Origin of the sequence: Bradyrhizobium sp. WYCCWR 13022, from assembly GCF_030435535.1 — a bacterium.
Classification (GTDB): domain Bacteria; phylum Pseudomonadota; class Alphaproteobacteria; order Rhizobiales; family Xanthobacteraceae; genus Bradyrhizobium.
In genome coordinates, this window is sequence record NZ_JAUIZJ010000023.1 from 330,094 (window position 1) to 344,393 (window position 14,300).

Genomic DNA, 14,300 nt, shown 5'->3' on the forward strand with positions numbered 1-14,300 from the left:
CGGTCGCAAAAAAATTTAGAACCGACGAGGAAATTTCAAGGGGCGCGGCTCGATTTTTTGCCGCCGAAATCGGGATGGTTAATCCTTCGATGCCAGCCTAAAACTAGCCGGCGGCCGCGAAAAGATCCCACTTGCCCGGCAGCCCCTTCAGCTCATACGAACCGCGTTCGCTGAACCGTAGTCCTGCGCCCGCGACGAGATCGGTCACTACGCGCGACACCAGAACCTCGTCGGGGCCGGACTGCGACATGACGCGGGCCGCGGCATGGACCGCGATGCCGCCAATGTCGCTGCCCCGCATCTCGATCTCTCCGGTGTGCAGACCGGCCCGCACCGGTAGCCCGATCTGCCGGGCAGCATTGCTGAAGCTCAACGCGCACCGAATCGCGCGGCCCGGCCCGTCGAACGTCGCGAGCACCCCATCGCCGGTGGTCTTGACCAGGTTACCGCGGTGACGCTGGATGAGCTGGCGAGCGAGCGCGTCGTGCTGGTCCAGCCTGCTCCTCCATCGCTGGTCGCCAATCTCGGCGGCTTGCCTCGTTGAGTCGACGATGTCCGTGAACATGACAGTGGCTAGGATGCGCTCAAGATCGGCGTCGCCCGCTTCGCGATGTCCCGTCACGAACTCCTCGATGTCGCCCACCACCGTCTCGGTGTCGCCAGTCCAGAATGCGTGATCTCCCGTGGGATATTCGATGTACTTCGCACCTGGGATTTCCTCCGCCATACGTCGGCCCAGCGCGACCGGCACCTGCTTGTCCGTTGCCCTGTGCAGTACCAGCGAGGGGGCCCGGACACACGAAAGAATGCCGGTGACGTCTATCCGGCGGTTTGAAATGATGTAGGACTTGATGGCGCCCGGACTGCTCGCCAGCTTCTCGAACTTGGCGATGCGCGCGACTGCCGCCGGGTCGGAGAGGTCGCTCGCGAAGACGTTCCCCAGAAACGCTCCATTCCCCCACCGCTTTACAAGGTTTGCCAGTCTTTCTTCGGCGGCCGACGGGGTAAGGTTCGGCGGAAAAAGATCGGCGACGCGAGCCAGACCGCCAAAGAGAACCAAGTGGGATACGCGATCGGGATAGGTCGTCGCGAACAGAACGCTCATAGAAGCGCCTTCGGAGAACCCCACCAGCGCCGCACGCCGCGATCCGGCCGCGTCCATGACCGCCCGAATATCGTCGATGCGCTCGTCAAGAGAGGGTACATCGGCCAGCCTATCCGAGAGGCCCTGCCCTCTTTTGTCGAATGTGATGACCCTTGAGAACTTGGCCAACCGGCGCAGAACCTGCGTGTAGCCCGGAAGCTCATGTTGATAGTCGATATGCGAGATGATGCCGGGGACCATGACTATGTCGATCGGCCCGCTACCCATCACCTGGTAGGCGATGCTGAAATCGCCACTCTGGGTATATTGCGTCTCAGGCAATGCTAGTTCAGCCATGGCCATCCCGCTGCTCCGCTCTGCGGAACTATCGGGCAAATTGCCTTGAAGATCAACGCAGCCGTCGCCTCTCCCTGCGCGATCACAGAGGATGGTCAAGGACTGCTGCCGGGTGCCCCCGCGTTCTACGCCGATCTTCGCCGCGCTCCCGCCGCCGGCCTTTTCGCCGTCGCTTCCTTCGCCGCCTTCTTCCCCTCGATCGACATCAGCATTTCCTTCTGGCCGGCTGCCGCCTTTCGCGGCTTCTTGGCGGGCTTTGCGGCCTTCGCCGGCGCGGCCTCCTTGCCGACGGATCGGCGCAGCGCCTCCATCAGGTCGACGACGTTGGTCGATGCTGGGCGCTCCTTCGGAGTGATCGGCTTGCCGGCCCGCTTTTGATTGATCAGGTCGATCAGCGCCGTCTCATACTGGTCTTCGAACTTGTCGGGTTCGAAAGAGCCGGACTTCTGGTCCACGATGTGACGGGCGAGATCGAGCATGTCCTTGGTGACTTTGACGTCTTGGATCTCGTCGAAATATTCCTTTGGGTCCCGTACTTCGTAGGGATACCGCAGCAACGTCCCCATCAAGCCCTTGCCCAGTGGCTCCATCGCGATGATGTGCTCGCGGTTGGTCAGGACCACGCGGCCAACAGCGACCTTGTCCATCTCGCGGATGGTGTCGCGGATCACCGCGAACGCGTCGTGCCCGACTTTCCCGTCCGGGCGCAGATAATAGGGACGGATCAGGTAGCGCGGATCGATGTCGCTGCGGTCGACGAATTCGTCGATCTCGATGGTGCGCGTCGACTCGAGCGCGATCTCTTCGAGCTCCTCTTTCGAGACCTCGATGTACTGGCCCTTGTCGAGCTCATAGCCTTTCACGATGTCCTCGTTCGGCACCTCGTCTCCCGTGTCCGCGTCGACCTTCAGGTACTTGATGCGATGGCCGGTCGCGCGGTTGAGCTGGTTGAACGAGATCTTCTCCGACTCGGACGTCGCCGGATAGAGGGCCACTGGACAGGTCACCAGTGACAAACGCAGGAAGCCTTTCCAGTTGGCGCGGGGGGCCATGAACGCGGTACTCCGGAGGGACGGTGCTGGATTCAAGACGAACGGAGCCTGCCGGTTCCGACATGCTCCGGGCCCGCCAACAGGAAAATTGGCCATCTGCCCGCAGCGCCCCCGGGCACCTCCGAAAACGTCGTGAATCGCTTGTTTTCCAGGTACCTCGTGGAGCTTTTGGCCGGTATTGTGGCCCCATGGACGCGCTGACCCAGCCCCTCAAAGACGGGCAAACTCTGGACCCGGCGGACCTGGCCGCAATGGCCAACGCGTTGGCTAAATCGGCCGATTACAGGGTCCTTCGGCGCCTGACCCCCCCGGTCTCCCTACACGCCGGCCGCCGGGCAGGAGGTCCGGACGGGCATTCTTCTCGACACCGAGACGACCGGCCTGGATTACCGGACCGACGAAATCATCGAGCTCGGGATGGTCAAGTTCGACTACACGCCCGACGGCCGCATCGTCGGCATCAGAGATACGTTCTCCGCTTTCAACGAACCAAGTGCGCCGATCTCCGCGGAAGTTACGGCGCTCACCGGCATAACCAACGAAAGGGTTGCCGGTCAGAAATTCGACGATGCCGCCGTGAACTCATTCGTCGACGGGGCGCTCATCACGATCGCACATAACAGTAGTTTCGACAGGAAGTTCGCGGAGCGCTACTGGTCGGTCTTCGAGCGGATGGCCTGGGGCTGCAGCATGAGCGAGATCGACTGGCGCAAACATGGCTTCGCGGGCTCGCAGCTCGGCTATCTCCTGAACGGAGCTGGCTACTTCCACCAGGCGCACCGGGCGGTCGACGATTGCCACGCTCTGCTGGAGGTGCTCGCTTTCGAACTGCCGACGACGGGCTCGCCGGCGCTGGCCCTGCTGCTGGAGACCGCCCGCAAGCCGACGATGCGGGTGTGGGCGGAGCAGACCGCGTTCGAGCTCAAGGACTCGCTGAAGCGACGCGGCTATCGCTGGAACGACGGCAGCGACGGGCGCCCCAAGTCCTGGTTCATAGACGTCGACGAGACCGCGCTCAACGATGAGATCGAGTTCCTCCGGACCGAGATCTACCTGCAGGACGTGGACCCACTTGTGCAGAGGCTGACCGCTTTCACACGATTTTCCTGCCGGGCGTGACGCGGGCCCTCAGGGCGTCCATCCCCGCGTTCCCAAGAGAATGCCGTGATTCCTGCCGGCAACGTTGAAATCGTAGATCTTGAGGTCGGACCAATCGAGCTTGCCTTGAAGTTCGGCAAGGGCGCGCTTATCCAACTTCTCATACACTTGAACGGCGAAAAGGATCCGACTGGCAGGAAATGCCTCGGCGAACTTCGCAATGATCTCGGTTATGGGAGGTTCTGTTCGGCGGAGATCTAGTCCTTCCGTCTCATTCAGCGCAGTGCCCCAAGGCGGCGCCACGAAGACGATCATGGCCTCATCGGGCGCCGTATGGAGTTGCCCCATCATGAGGCGATAATCGCCGTGCTTCAGATCGATGGTCCGGTCAAGGACCGCGAGGTTTTGCTTGGTGAGCTGAAAGATCTGAGGATCGAACTCGAAGGCGATCCCGCGCGATCGCGGCACGTGCCGCAATATCCAGTACAAGGTATTGCAAGAGCCGGCGAAAGGATCCACGACGACCCATCGCCCCCTTGCCGGAAGCGTGGCCGCGACAGCCGCGACGTCCTGCCCGATGCGGTCGGCAACGGCATCTCGGGTGCACTCGACTGCTGTGCGGCCGAGCAAGCGTACCCCTTGCGCGTACCACTGGGCCGGCGTCATGCCGTAAAGCCGGATGAAGTCGGGATCGGAGAAACTGTCGCTGCCGTATCGACGGACTTCGTCCAAAGTCAGCAGCTCGTTACGTTTCGAACCGTGGAGGAGCAATGTCCGGTCATAAGGCGGCGTCTCGGAATGCTTCGAATGCTCGTTCACGTGTGGTCCTCCTACGATCGGCGTTTCCAGTTTCAGGACGCCGGCAGGCCGCCTGAACGAGTAGTCCCGGTCGAGCGTCAGCAAAGCGATGCGACGACGACGAAGGATTCCTGGGGAAACGTCAGCCTGCCGTTCGCCAGCGTTGAGGGATCGAGACGGGCGGCCACGTCGTCGGCGATCTCTGCGATCAATCGCGCGCGGCCGGCCTCATCCTCCCCCTTCAACAGCGCAGCCATCGGGGTCGCGGTGAGCTGGAAGCGAACATATTCGAGTGCCGACGGAAAGCTGATCTGCTTGGTCACGGTCTCGACTTGGGCACGGTCGAATCCGGCCTGCCGCACCCAATTCCCCACCTCGTCGGCGCCGCAGGAAAGATGCTCGGCGCGTTTGGTCCGCGAGGACTCGGCTCCGAGAAACTTGTCCAGCGCCTGCACGAAGGCGTATGCGGCCGGCGTGCGCTCGATGGAGCTGTACACGCTCAGCCCCAGTCGCCCGGACGACCTGAGGACGCGAGCGATCTCTCTGAGGGCCTGCGGCCGATCAGGGAAGAATTGCAGTCCGAGTTGGCAGAGCACGACATCGAAGCTGCGCGGCGCGAAGGGCAAACCCAGCGCGCTGCCCTCGATCCACTCTACCTCCCAGGATTTGGCCCGGGCGATGGCCAGCATCGCGCCGTTCAGGTCTACGCCGACAAGTCTTCCGACGTAGCCGCGCGCGGCCAGCCGTCGCGCCACGACGCCGGTCCCGCACGCCACGTCCAGGATGCTTTCTCCATGTTCCGGCTCGATTCGATCCAGCAGGTCATCGGCCCAGACAGAGGTGATCGCTGGCACGAGATAACGCTCGTACAGCTCGGGAGCGCTGGCATCCATCTGCCAATGTTCGTGTGCGGCCATAACACCCTCTTGAAAATGGCAGGGTGAAAGCAAGTAAGATCAATGCAAAAAGTACCTCATGTTGGCCGATCCGGACGGTCAACACAAGGTTTCTGAAAGTAAGCTCGGCTCCGCCCGTGGCGGAAAAAGAGCGATGCTTCTGCCGCGTCTGGAGACCGCTCCGGCCTAGCGGCCGAGACGCTTCTCGACCCGCTTGCGGCTGTTGCCGACCTTCTTGACGGCCTTCTTCACGGCCGATGCGGAGCGGCCGGTCTTCTTCGCTTCGTAGCGGACTTCGTAGTCCTGTCCCTTAGCGACGCGTGCCCGGTCCTGCTTGCGTCCACGCGCGGTCTTCTTCTTCGCTGCCGCCATCGGCTCCTCCTCTTGCGAACTGATGGCGATCCAACGCCGCAAGGATTCGCGGGTTCCGGAAACGAATTCTATCGTCCTCGCTTGAGCCCGCATGTTGGCACGGCCCCGGATGCGGCGGATTCGAGCGCAGTTGCATCGGCTCGCCAGCCAGTGCGCAGCGCCTCTAGAAACTGGTCAAGGCGTCGATCACCTTTGGCCCGTCGAGCGCTCGCGGCGACCAGCATGGCGCGAGGCCGATGCATCCGACGCCCATGAAGCAGATGGCGCGGTTCTCGGAAAGGCTGAGATTCGGATCGGAGATCATCTGTAGGCGCGCGAAGAACGGCTGTCTCTCACGGTCATGTGTCCAGGCCTCTATTGAAGTACGATCGTAATTTAATATTATGACCGTAATCACATCCGTGGCCGAGGGGCGACGGATGCCTTCTTCAACTCTTCTCGAGATTTCCATGGCCCACACCACTGCCGCTTTAGTCCGACCCACACTCGGCGAAATCAGTGACCTGGCTCTACTCGGGCTTGCAGCGGCGGCTGCGGCTATCCGAAACGGCGACATCACGTCGGAGGCCTACACCGCGGCACTTATGCAGCGCGCCCAGGTCCTTGCGGACTTAAATGCCTTCATCACCATCGATGAGCCAACCTTACTCGCGGCCGCCAGGGAAGCAGATAAGGCGCGTGCCGCGGGGACAACAGCCCCGCTACTTGGTGTGCCCATCGGCATAAAGGACAGCTATTTAACGAAAGGGCTTCCAACAACTCTTGGTCTGGAAGGGCTCGCGAACTTCTTGCCTTACGAAGATGCGGACGCCGTTCTCGCCATCAAGGACGGCGGCGCCCTTGTGTTCGGCAAGAACAACCTGGTTGAGATGTCCTATGGCCTCACCGGCCACAACGCGCGCTTTGGCCAAGTGAAGAATCCGCATGCCCGCGATCGCGTGTCGGGTGGATCGTCCGGCGGCTCCGCCTCCTCCGTCGCCGCCAACATTGTACCCGCATCCCTCGGGGGCGATACGGTAGGGTCAATTCGGGTGCCCGCATCATTCTGCGGCGTGGTGGGGTTCAAACCGACGACCGGGCGATGGCCGCGCGGCGGAGTCGCGCCAATTTCCCACACGCTCGACACCACGGGCGTGTTCGCGCGTAGCGTCGAGGACTGCGCTCTCATCGATCAGGTTGTGACCAAGGAGTCGGCCGGGGAGCTCTCCAATGGCGGCTATGACCTGAAGGGAGCCCGGCTGGCTTTCGCACCGCGTCAGTTTCTCGATCTCGTTGACGTGGAAGTCGAGGCTCGCTTCCGCGAGGTAGTTCGGCGGCTGCAGGACGCCGGCGCCGAAGTCGTCGAGGTCGATCTGGGCGACGATTTCAATGTCCTCGTCCAAACCGCGACATGGGGAATCTTCGCTTTCGAGACGATGGAAGCCATTTCGGAATTCCTGCGTCAGCACGACCTTCCGACCACTTTCGAGGAGATCTACAAGGGTCTAAAGCCTCAGCTTCACCAAGTATGGGGTCAAATAGTATTGCCTGGCGGTGCGGGTGCTACATCGGCAGAAGCCTACCAGACCGCGCTCAACGCGAGCCGTCCGGAAATCCGGCGCCGCCTCCAAAGGGCGTTCGTCGAACAGGGGGCGCAGGCAATCCTGCAGCCGACGACGCCGTGCCCGGCACCTTTGATCCAGAACCAGGCGACAGTCCATATTGCGGGACAGGAAGTGAGCTACCTGGCTTTAGCGAACCACACTGTGTCGGCCAGCAGCGTCGGGCTGCCCGGTATTAGCCTTCCTGTTGGCTTGTCTAGCAGTGGGCTGCCGATCGGCCTTGAGTTGGATGCCCCCTTAGGAGGCGACCGTCCGCTCTTGAATCTCGCGAGCCGAGTCGAAGTCCTTTGGGAAGCCTAGCGCGTAGGGGCGAAGAGCGGGAACATCCATGCGTTTCGAGAAAGGCCACAAGGCAGCAACGCGACGGCATATTGTCGATATAGCCTCTAAATGCATTCGCCGAGACGGTGTCGCTGCCGCCGGCATCGGCGGGATCATGAGCGAGGCCGGTCTGACCAAAGGGGCCTTCTCTCCCCATTTCGAGTCCAAGGAGGCGCTCGTCCGGGAAGCGATGGCGAGTGCACTCGCCGACCAGCAGGATCGTCTCGGCGGGGATCAGCAGGGCGGCGGGGACCTTGAAGCTTTGATCCGAGCCTACCTCAAGCGCGTCCACCTCGAAAATCCGGCGGAAGGGTGCCCCTCAGCGGCCTTGCTTCCGGAAATCGCCCGTCAACCGCTGCGCACTCGAAAGGCCTATGAGAAGGGACTGCGGAGCTACGTCTCGGCACTGGCCGCGCTGCTTCCGATAACGGACACCGAGAACAGCCACCGCCGCGCGACGGCCGTCTTCGGGCTTATGGTCGGATCCCTCCAGCTCGCACGCGCTGTACCAGACGCTGCGTATGCCGAGCAGATTCTGAAAGGGGGCATCGACGCCGCGCTGCAACTCGCGCGAGCTCCATATCCCGAAAATTGAGCACGTTAGCGTGCTACTCGCGCTGGTGCCGCGCCGCGGCGTGCATCTTCGCGGGACTTTCGTCGCCCGTGCAATCCGCGGGGCCCGAGCTCTTTGCGCCGGAGTCATCCTCTGAGCGTTCACGCTCCCCGCCTTTCATCAGCTTCTCAGGCATCATTCCATCCGAGCCTTGTCTTTCAGATCGCGGATCCGGGTTTCGGCTTCTTCCTTCGAAGTCACGATCTCCGATTCGTCCGGCACACGCGCAATTGCACTGAGCCTTTTGAGCTCGTCGAGTTGTTCTGTTGTGGGCTTTTCCATCTTCGAATCCTTGAGCGCTTGCACGACGCCTTCGTCGTCGAGCACATCCAGCAGCTTGTTTATGGTTTGCTCGCAATTTCTAGGGCCGGGCTCGACATGCCGGGCCAAGATGCCTTGGGCGTCTTCCAAGGCCTTCGCAACTCGCTGTTCCGGATCCATGACCGGCACTCCACATACTTCGCACGAAAACGCGGCTATGATCGGCGCGTTCCTTTGCTCAGCCCCTTGAACGAGCTGGCCCGCAGTAGACCTTCGGAGGTGATGTCACGGTACTCGATGTCGGCATGGAACTTGGGTTCGACCCACGTCGCCTTCGGTTTCCTGATGGTCTTGGTCAACTTCTGCTTCGGGCTCACGACGGTGTCGAGCGCCTTGCGGATCTTCGCCGAGGTGGTTCGATCCCACCCGGTGCCGACCTTGCCCATGTAGACGAGATCCTTGCCTTCCCTCCTGCCCAGATACAGCGCGGCGACGCCGGAAGGATCCTTGATGAAGCCGACCACGGGAAATGTGCCCTTCTGAACGACCTTGATCTTCTGCCAGGCTTCAACGCGATCCGAGCGATATGGCGCATCCACGCGCTTGGAGACGATGCCTTCATAGTTCAGCTTGCCGGCCGCGACGAAGAGGGCTTGCCCGTCGCCTTCGTGGTGCTCGCTGAAGAAAACGGGCTCCTCGATCTTATGATCTTCGATCAGCTTCTTGAGCAGCTTCTTCCGTTCGATCTGCGGCATCTTGCGCAAATCCTTGCCGTCGAGCCACAGCAGGTCGAACGCGAAATAGACCAGTCGATCCTGATCGCCTCTGCCGAGGTCTGCCTGCAGCTCGGAGAAGTTCGTGCGTCCATCATGGATGACGACAGCCTCGCCGTCGACGATGGCCTGTCCTTCGATATCGAAGGCAGCCGCAATCCTTGAGAACTTGTTGACCCAGTTGTAACCGTTGCGGGTGTAGGCCCGCCGGTTGTCACCGTCGATCCGGAGCTGGATGCGGTAGCCATCGTATTTGACTTCGTGAATCCATAGAGATCCCGAAGGAGCCTTCATCTTCAGGGTCGCCAACTGGGGTTCGATGAACCCCGGCATTGTAGGGCCTTCGGTCTTTTCGGCCCGAGGCGCCTTCGTACGCTTTGCCACGCTACTCAACTCACAAAAAACCCGCCGCCGGGTTGGGGCCGAGGGCGGGCAGTCTACCTACGTTAATCAACGAGTCTCGCAACTTCGAAGGTGGCGAGGAGTTCCAGTGATTGCGCTCTTCCCGCATTTGCCCCAGCCCGCGACCGGGCGATCCAGTCTTAGCCGAGCCATCGAACTCCCGGCGAGAGCCGGCGTTTACTGACATCATGTCAGACGCATTCGACTATTTCCGCGCCTACGCAATCCGGGCTCTCTGCAAAGCGAGATCCATGCCGCAGGGCAAGATGAAGCATCTGCAACTGGTGGCGGGCCGGATCTACAATCTTCTCAAGAAGGAGGCTGCCTACGGCCCCAATGTCCAGCACCTTGAGGACTTTCGCGCAGCCCAGAAGCTCGAGGCCTCTCTCGATCGCCGGTCAAGCGACCGCCCCGGCGGTCGCCTTACTCCGGCGGCGCCGCAAAGCTCGGACCGGGAGGCTGGCTGAATGCCTTCGCTCGCCGCGCGCGGTGTGGCAAGTCTCCTGCGGGAGTACGCGCAGCGCGCCGCCTTGCGAGGCGGCAATCCCTACCGGGCGAAAGCCTACTCTCGGGCCGCCGACAGCCTGGCGGCCCTTGCCGTCCCTCTGGACGAGCTCATCGCCGAAGACCGGCTTACCGAGATCCCGGGGGTCGGCGACGCGATAGCCGACATCATCACCAAGCTTCACAAAACGGGCAGTCATCCCAGCCTCGAAAAGTTGCGGAAGGAGATTCCCCCGGGCGTGCTCGAGATGCTCGCTATACCCGGCCTTCGTCCGGAGAAGGTACTGCGCCTGTACAAAGATCTTGGCATCGGCTCGCTCTCGGAGTTGGAGGCCGCCGCCAAGGGTGACCGCATCAAGAAGGCGAAAGGACTTGGCGCCGCGCTGCAGACCAAGATCCTGCAGAACCTCGCGATCGCCAAAAGCGGAGAAGGCCGCCTCCACCTGCACCGCGCTTCCGCGCTGCTCACGCATGCGAAGGACTCGATCCGCAAGTCCCGTCCCGAACTCAAGCGTGTGACGATCGCCGGGGAGTTCCGCCGCGGCTGCGAACTCGTTGGCGATCTCGCGATCGTTGCGGAGGCTGCCAAGCCGGACAAGACATCGACTCCATCGGCCGACGGGCTGCAAATCCGAGTATCCGACCGCAAGCACTTCGGCGCCGCTCTTCTCTTCGCCACCGGCTCCGCCGGCCACATCGAGCAGCTTCAAGCCTTGGCCGCCGAGACGGGTATGCGGCTGGACGCTGACGGCCTCCACAAGGGGCGCACGCTGATCGCCGGCGAGGAGGCCGACATCTATCAAGCTTTCGGCTTGCCCTTCATCGATCCGGAACTTCGGGAGGGGCGCGGCGAGATCGAGGCGGCTCTGAAAGGCAAGCTCCCGAAGCTCGTCTCCGACCAGGACCTGCGCGGGATCCTTCACTGCCACACGGATGCGTCTGACGGCACCGAGACACTGGAGACCATGGCTAAGGCCACGCGCCAGCGGGGCTTTGAGTATTTCGGCGTGGCGGACCATTCCAAGTCCGCCCACTATGCCGGAGGTCTCTCCGTCGAGGAGATCGCGCAGCAGCACCGGGAAGCGGATCGACTGAACAAGCGCTTCGGCAAGGACTTCCGGATCCTCAAAGGGATTGAATCCGACATCCTGGCGGACGGGTCGCTCGACTACGACGACGAGGTGCTGGAGCGCTTCGATTTCGTGGTCGCCAGCATCCATGGGCGCTTCAAGCTGGATCGCAAGGCGCAAACGCAGCGCCTGCTACGGGCCATTTCCGACCCTCACACCACCATTATTGGCCATATGACCGGCAGGCAGTTGCAGCGGCGGCCCGGCTACGAAATCGACGTTGAAAAGGTGCTGCGGGCTTGCGCCAAGCACGACGTGGTAGTCGAGATCAATGCTCATCCATGGCGGCTTGACCTGGACTGGCGCTGGCACCAGGCTGCTCTCGAGTTCGGCTGCATGCTGAGCATCAATCCCGACGCGCACTCGATCCCCGAACTCGACCACATGCACTGGGGCGTCCAGATGGCCCGGAAGGGCGGCGTCCCTGCCGATCGGGTCCTGAACGCAATGAAGCTTCCCGAGATCACGCGCTACTTCCGCCAGAAGCGGCGCTCGCTCGCCCGCGCCGCCTGATGCCGCAGGCGCACGATCTCTCGCTCGAAGGGAAGGTTGTAGCGGTCGCCGCCGATCGCGGCCACCACTTCAGCAAACCAACTCAGGCCCTCATCATCCTGATGAAAGATCACGGGGTCGAAGGTGACGCCCACGCCGGTCCGTTCGTCCGGCACCGCTATTTGGCACGCCGCCGGCCCCGCCTGCCCAATCTCCGGCAGGTCCACCTGATCCCGTCCGAACTCTTCCTGTTTCTCCTCGAAGCTGGCTTCGAGGTTGGCGCCGGCGACCTCGGCGAGAATGTCACCACCGCCGGATTGGACCTCGAACGGATGCCGCTCGGGACCCTGATCAAGTTCGGGCCGACCGCGGTCGTCGAACTGACGGGCCTCCGGACGCCATGCGTCCTTATTGACCGCTTCCGAGCCGGCCTCAAGCGGCAGGTGCTCTCGTCGGCGGAAACGAGCCCTCCATTCAAATCCGGGGTGCTGGGCGTGGTACGGGCCGGGGGACCGGTCGTGGCCGGCGACAGTGCGCGGGTTCGCCTTCCATCCTGCTCGTTTCGGCCTTTGCCGGCCCTGTAGAGAGAGCCCCTGCCATGGCCCGAAAATCGACCTTGCCTCTTCGCCTGCAGCCCATGCTGGCCACGCTGACGGATGCGCCGTTCGACGATCTCGACTGGGTGTTCGAGGACAAATTCGACGGTTTTCGTATGGTGGCCGAAATCCGGCGTGGTCGGGTCGCGCTCTACAGCCGTAATGGGAAGATCATCAGCCACTCCTACGTCGAGGTCGCCAAAGCGCTAGAGGGTGTGAAGGCGGATGCCGTGATCGATGGCGAGCTCGTCGCGATCGGCAAGGACGGCGCATCCCATTTCCAGTTGCTCCAGAATGCCCTGCGCCATGAGGCCAAGCTCTTGTACTGCGCGTTCGATCTCATGTTCGCGGGGGGCAAGGATCTGCGCGCGCTGCCGCTCCTCGAGCGCAAGCAGCGGCTAAAGGCCATCCTGCCGCGCCACAAGCTGATCGCGTTCAGCAACCACCGCAAAGGCAATGGAACGGCGTTCTTCGCAGAAGCCGAGCGAAGGCATCTCGAAGGCATCATGGCCAAGCGCGCCGACAGCCCGTATGCGTCCGGACGCCGGACAGCGGATTGGCTGAAGGTGAAGACCGCGCAGCGGCAGGAGGTCGTCATCGCCGGGTTCACGGCACCGAGGCGGACCCGGCCCTTCTTCGGCGCCCTTGCGCTGGCGGTACGCGAAGGCGAAGCTTGGCGGTACATTGGCCACGTTGGCACCGGCTTCAGCCACCAGGTTCTCGGAGAGCTTCACGGCAAGCTCCTGAAGCTCAAGACGGCCAAGTCGCCCTTTCCCGCCAAGGTGAAGAATGAGCAGGTCACGACCTGGGTCCGTCCTTCGCTCGTCGCAGAGGTGAAGTTCGCGGAGTGGACCAGCAAGGGCGAGCTGCGCCAGCCGGTCTATCTTGGCCTCCGGTCCGACAAAAAGGCCAAGGATGTCGTTCGCGAAAAGAGATGGTCGCGAAAATAAGCGGAGGCGGAGCAAAAGACCCGGGTTCAGCAGGCTTCGCGCGCGGCTGCTGAAGGCCACGGCGGGAGGGGCGGCAACCCGAGAGCTTTGCGTACAGGCCCGAATGACCGCCGATGAGCGGCGCATGCGCCAAGCCTGGCGAGAGCTTCGTAATGAGCCGGCACCGGGTAGCCCTTGTGATCCGCGAAGCCGTAGCCGGGGTGTCGCACGTCGAGCGCCCGCATCACGGCGTCGCGCTCGACTTTCGCGAGGATGGAGGCGGCGGCGATGCTGGCGGACTTGGCATCACCCTTGGTGATCGCCTGCTGCGGGATGTCGATTCCCTTTAACCGCTTCGCATCGATCAGCAAATGATGCGGCGTCAGCCCTAGGCCGCGGACCGCGCGCTGCATAGCCTGGATGCCTGCCCAATAGATGTTGATCGCGTCGATCTCCTCGACCTCGACCAACGCCACACACCAACTCTCTGCCTTTTCCTTGATCTCCTTCGCGAGTTCTTCGCGAGCCGTGGCGTCAAGCTTTTTCGAGTCGTCGATCCCGGCGATCCGCGTCCCGGGTTTTAGGATCACGGCGCCCGCGCTCACCGGCCCGGCGAGAGGGCTCATTCCCGCCTCGTCCACCCCTGCCACGGCGTAATGACCGCTTTCCCAGAGAGCGGTCTCGAAGCGGAGCATCTTGCGGAGGCGCTGCCCTTCGGACCGATTTTCAAAGCGGCGTTTATCGATTGCGGCCAGGATGGCGCGCGCTCCAGCGCGGCTGTCGGCGCGCAAGATCTGCTCCACACTGGCTTGGAGCGGTCTTTTCTCGACGACATAGCGTTGACGCAACACATCGAGTGAATACTGGGACATCGCGGCCTTCGTGGAGACTGACTGTGGGAGCATGTCGGTGAATTTTGTGGCGATTGTCTGAAGTTAAGCCATGCCTCATCCGCTGCGCAGCACCTTGTTGAATGGAACCGGGCCGGCTCTCATCCGAGGTTCGGATAATTTGCGCTGCC

Annotated in this window: 16 protein-coding genes; 7 read left to right on the forward strand and 9 right to left on the reverse strand. The window is 62.4% G+C overall.

Annotated elements, in window-relative coordinates; genetic code table 11:
* Positions 1-103: 103 nt before the first annotated feature.
* Positions 104-1,447, reverse strand: a complete 1,344-nt coding sequence (locus QY049_RS28610) for an adenylate/guanylate cyclase domain-containing protein (protein WP_301270290.1) — start codon at positions 1,445-1,447, stop codon at positions 104-106.
* Between the two features lie 119 nt (positions 1,448-1,566).
* Complete coding sequence (locus tag QY049_RS28615; protein WP_301270291.1) at positions 1,567-2,493, reverse strand: Ku protein; 927 nt, start codon at positions 2,491-2,493, stop codon at positions 1,567-1,569.
* Between the two features lie 354 nt (positions 2,494-2,847).
* Here QY049_RS28615 and QY049_RS28620 point away from each other — a divergent pair, with 354 nt between their 5' ends.
* Complete coding sequence (locus tag QY049_RS28620; RefSeq protein ID WP_301270367.1) at positions 2,848-3,612, forward strand: 3'-5' exonuclease; 765 nt, start codon at positions 2,848-2,850, stop codon at positions 3,610-3,612.
* 9 nt (positions 3,613-3,621) lie between these two features.
* Here the strand turns inward: QY049_RS28620 and QY049_RS28625 are convergent, their stop codons facing one another.
* The 4 genes from QY049_RS28625 to QY049_RS28640 form a co-directional block, all read right to left on the reverse strand.
* A complete protein-coding gene (locus QY049_RS28625; RefSeq protein WP_301270292.1) occupies positions 3,622-4,410 on the reverse strand; it encodes a hypothetical protein in 789 nt (262 codons plus the stop codon).
* 77 nt (positions 4,411-4,487) lie between these two features.
* The gene (locus tag QY049_RS28630; RefSeq protein WP_301270293.1) at positions 4,488-5,306 is read right to left on the reverse strand and encodes a class I SAM-dependent methyltransferase; all 819 of its coding nucleotides are present in this window, start codon (positions 5,304-5,306) and stop codon (positions 4,488-4,490) included.
* 165 nt (positions 5,307-5,471) lie between these two features.
* Entirely contained in the window at positions 5,472-5,657 is a 186-nt protein-coding gene (locus QY049_RS28635) for a DUF3606 domain-containing protein (protein ID WP_028133503.1), read from the reverse strand.
* A 163-nt stretch (positions 5,658-5,820) separates the two neighbouring features.
* Positions 5,821-6,108: a hypothetical protein gene (locus QY049_RS28640; RefSeq protein WP_301270294.1), complete on the reverse strand. Its 288-nt coding sequence runs from the start codon at positions 6,106-6,108 to the stop codon at positions 5,821-5,823.
* Between QY049_RS28640 and QY049_RS28645 the strand changes: the two genes are divergently transcribed.
* Entirely contained in the window at positions 6,107-7,558 is a 1,452-nt protein-coding gene (locus QY049_RS28645) for an amidase family protein (RefSeq protein WP_301270295.1), read from the forward strand. The genes QY049_RS28640 and QY049_RS28645 overlap by 2 nt on opposite strands.
* 28 nt (positions 7,559-7,586) lie before the next feature.
* Positions 7,587-8,174 (forward strand): TetR/AcrR family transcriptional regulator, encoded by a 588-nt coding sequence (locus QY049_RS28650; protein WP_301270296.1) that lies wholly within the window; start codon positions 7,587-7,589, stop codon positions 8,172-8,174.
* A 153-nt stretch (positions 8,175-8,327) separates the two neighbouring features.
* Here QY049_RS28650 and QY049_RS28655 read toward each other — a convergent pair whose 3' ends face one another.
* Together QY049_RS28655 and ligD (QY049_RS28660) are read right to left on the reverse strand one after the other, a co-directional pair.
* Positions 8,328-8,633, reverse strand: a complete 306-nt coding sequence (locus tag QY049_RS28655) for a hypothetical protein (RefSeq protein WP_301270297.1) — start codon at positions 8,631-8,633, stop codon at positions 8,328-8,330.
* A 35-nt stretch (positions 8,634-8,668) separates the two neighbouring features.
* Positions 8,669-9,610, reverse strand: a complete 942-nt coding sequence (gene ligD, locus QY049_RS28660; protein WP_301270298.1) for a non-homologous end-joining DNA ligase — start codon at positions 9,608-9,610, stop codon at positions 8,669-8,671.
* 269 nt (positions 9,611-9,879) lie between these two features.
* On the opposite strand from ligD (QY049_RS28660), the gene QY049_RS28665 reads away from it, so the two are divergent.
* The 4 genes from QY049_RS28665 to ligD (QY049_RS28680) are packed head-to-tail and all read left to right on the forward strand — an operon-like array spanning position 9,880 to position 13,300.
* Positions 9,880-10,095 carry a hypothetical protein gene (locus tag QY049_RS28665; RefSeq protein WP_301270299.1) on the forward strand — a complete coding sequence of 72 codons (216 nt, stop codon included), beginning with the start codon at positions 9,880-9,882 and terminating at the stop codon, positions 10,093-10,095.
* Positions 10,096-11,775, forward strand: coding sequence for a DNA polymerase/3'-5' exonuclease PolX (locus QY049_RS28670; protein WP_301270300.1), 1,680 nt, complete (start codon positions 10,096-10,098; stop codon positions 11,773-11,775).
* Positions 11,775-12,338 (forward strand): MOSC domain-containing protein, encoded by a 564-nt coding sequence (locus QY049_RS28675; RefSeq protein ID WP_301270301.1) that lies wholly within the window; start codon positions 11,775-11,777, stop codon positions 12,336-12,338. Before QY049_RS28670 ends, QY049_RS28675 begins: the two co-directional genes overlap by 1 nt.
* A 14-nt stretch (positions 12,339-12,352) precedes the next feature.
* Complete coding sequence (gene ligD, locus QY049_RS28680) at positions 12,353-13,300, forward strand: non-homologous end-joining DNA ligase (RefSeq protein WP_301270302.1); 948 nt, start codon at positions 12,353-12,355, stop codon at positions 13,298-13,300.
* A gap of 26 nt (positions 13,301-13,326) precedes the next feature.
* On the opposite strand, the gene QY049_RS28685 is transcribed toward ligD (QY049_RS28680), so the two are convergent.
* Positions 13,327-14,151 (reverse strand): ribonuclease HII, encoded by an 825-nt coding sequence (locus QY049_RS28685; RefSeq protein WP_301270303.1) that lies wholly within the window; start codon positions 14,149-14,151, stop codon positions 13,327-13,329.
* Between the last annotated feature and the right edge of the window lie 149 nt (positions 14,152-14,300).